Genomic DNA, 2,032 nt, shown 5'->3' with positions numbered 1-2,032 from the left:
GCCCAGACCGTGGGGCAGCAGTACAACCCCCGCAACTTCCTGCTCATGCACGCCATGGGTCCCAACGTGGCAGGCGTCATCGGCTCGGCCGTGGCCGCGGGCATCCTGCTGGCGCTGCTGCGGTAGGAATGGCGGCAGCCAGACGCCGCGTCCCCGTCCAAATCGGGATCGCTATCGAAATCGATCCCGATTCCGATACCGATCGGGAAATCCGCCCGGGAGCCCGACGGGAACGAGAGGAAGAACCCGGGACCCCGGTCAGCGCCCCAGGCGGCTTGCCGGCACGGCCATCAAGGTGACGGTGGCCTTGGCCACGAGCCGGTCTGCGCCCGAATCGATGGCGAACACCTCCGATTCGGCTACGAGGATCGTCCGCCCGGGGCTGAGCACCCGGGCGCGGCAGAGCACCCGGTCGCCCACGGCGGGTTTGAGGAAGTTGATCTTGAACTCGATGGTGAGGATGCGCCGGTCCTGGGGAACGAGCGTGTAGGCGGCGTACCCGGCGGTATGGTCGGCCAGGGCGGCGAGGACGCCGGCATGTACGAAGCCGTCCTGCTGCCGGTGCTCGGGCCGGACCGGGCAGACGGTTTCGAAGAGCCCCACACCTACCCGTTCCACGCCGAAGCCGCAGTGGGCGGGAAAGCCCTGCACGAAATCCTGGGCCAGGAGTCGGGCCCGCTCCGGGTCCATCCTGCCGCCTCCCTCGGTCCTCACCGCTGGTAGGTCACGCCGGCAACCCAGCCCCAGCTCTCGGCGTCCTGGAAACCCCGGCGCCCGGCCGCATCGAGGCGCCAGCGGGTGCCGTGCCATCCCAGGACCGCGGCGACCGTGGCAAAGTCGCGGCGCCGGCCCACGCCGAAGGGCCCCACGCGGCCGCTCGCCTCGGCGCCGGCCCGCAGTCGCCCCCACACCGGGCCGCGAAGCGCCACCCCCCACGTCAGGAGGTCCTCCTGGGTCTGGCTCCTGTGGGGATCGCCCAGGATCGCCAGCCCCGCGTTCACGTCGAAGCGCAGCTCCCCGAGGTGACGGCCGTAGAGGGCCGCGAGAAAGACGTCGGTCTCGTTGGTTCCCAGACCCCGGTCCGCCGAGGCGTTGGGGAGCTTGACGCCGAAGCGAAGGGCCAAGCCCCGAACGGCACCCGGAAAGAGGCCGAGCTTGGTCCACAGCCGCAGGTCCCCGGTGTCATAGGCACCCGTCGCTCCCTCCCCGGGGTCGAACCACAGGAGCTCGTACTGGAAGGAGACCTCGGCGTGGGGGCCCACCCCGAGCGTTCCTTCCACCTCGGGAAAGGTCCAGAGCTTCCCCTTGCCCCCCGGCAGGTGCCGGCTCTTCTGGTAGGTCTCGCTGATCCCGGCCGAGAGGGAGTAGCGTCCCTCGCCCACCATGGAGGACTCTTCCGTGAGGTAGGGCCACTCGGCCCCCGCCGGCAAACCCAGCGCCAGGAGGAGCGCTGCGGCCAGGCCCGGCCACGCTCTCACCGGGCCTGCCCCACCAGGTCGGCGATGGCGACGTTGGCCAGCGCCCACAGCACGTCCAGGGCCAGGTGCAGGTGGGCACGGGCGTCTACCAGGAGGGAGGCCGAGGCCGGGAACTCCTCTGCGGCAGCCCACAGGAGGACTTGCAGGGGAATGCGGGGAAGCGCCGGGAGCTCTGCCGCGGCATCGGCCCCGGGGCTGGCGGTCCCCCCCAGGGAGCGGGCGGCCGCGAGCAGGTCTCCGGGGCGGCGGCCGAACGCGGTTTCCAGCCGGGGAGTGGGCAGGCCGTGGGGGCCCCGGAAGAAGGCCTCCCCACCGGGGAGCTCCCGAAACGCGACCCACTCCCCCCGCGGGGGGGCCTCGACGGCGCCGGCCAGGTAGGCCACCGCCACCAGGGCCCGCTGGTAGCCGATGGGCCGTCCGAGGTCGGTGGCCCAAGACACGGTGCGCGCCCGGGGAGCGACCCGGATTTCCTTGCCGAGGAAGGGCAGGGTGAAGATCTCTCCGTCCCACGTCGCTCCGCCGGCTCGCGCCGCGTCGGCGGCGGGGCGCCGCCC

At 72.4% G+C, this 2,032-nt stretch carries 4 protein-coding genes; 1 reads left to right on the top strand and 3 read right to left on the bottom strand.

Translation table 11 applies throughout. The annotated features are described in order from the left end of the window. On the top strand, positions 1 to 126 hold a 126-nt coding region (locus AB1578_23595), incomplete at its 5' end, for a sodium ion-translocating decarboxylase subunit beta (GenBank protein MEW6490883.1). Positions 127 to 258: 132 nt separating this feature from the next. On the opposite strand, the gene AB1578_23590 is transcribed toward AB1578_23595, so the two are convergent. From AB1578_23590 to AB1578_23580, 3 genes are all read right to left on the bottom strand, one after another. After that, positions 259 to 690, bottom strand: a complete 432-nt coding sequence (locus AB1578_23590) for a PaaI family thioesterase (protein ID MEW6490882.1) — start codon at positions 688 to 690, stop codon at positions 259 to 261. A gap of 20 nt (positions 691 to 710) precedes the next feature. Beyond that, positions 711 to 1,478 carry a hypothetical protein gene (locus AB1578_23585; GenBank protein ID MEW6490881.1) on the bottom strand — a complete coding sequence of 256 codons (768 nt, stop codon included), beginning with the start codon at positions 1,476 to 1,478 and terminating at the stop codon, positions 711 to 713. Further along, positions 1,475 to 2,032: DUF3786 domain-containing protein (locus AB1578_23580; protein ID MEW6490880.1), on the bottom strand; the 558-nt coding region annotated here is incomplete at its 5' end. The genes AB1578_23585 and AB1578_23580, both read right to left, overlap by 4 nt.

The sequence above is a fragment of the Thermodesulfobacteriota bacterium genome, from assembly GCA_040756475.1.
Classification (GTDB): domain Bacteria; phylum Desulfobacterota; class Deferrisomatia; order Deferrisomatales; family JACRMM01; genus JBFLZB01.
Note: the sequence above shows the minus strand (reverse complement) of the source record. Positions and strands in the feature narration are given on the sequence as shown.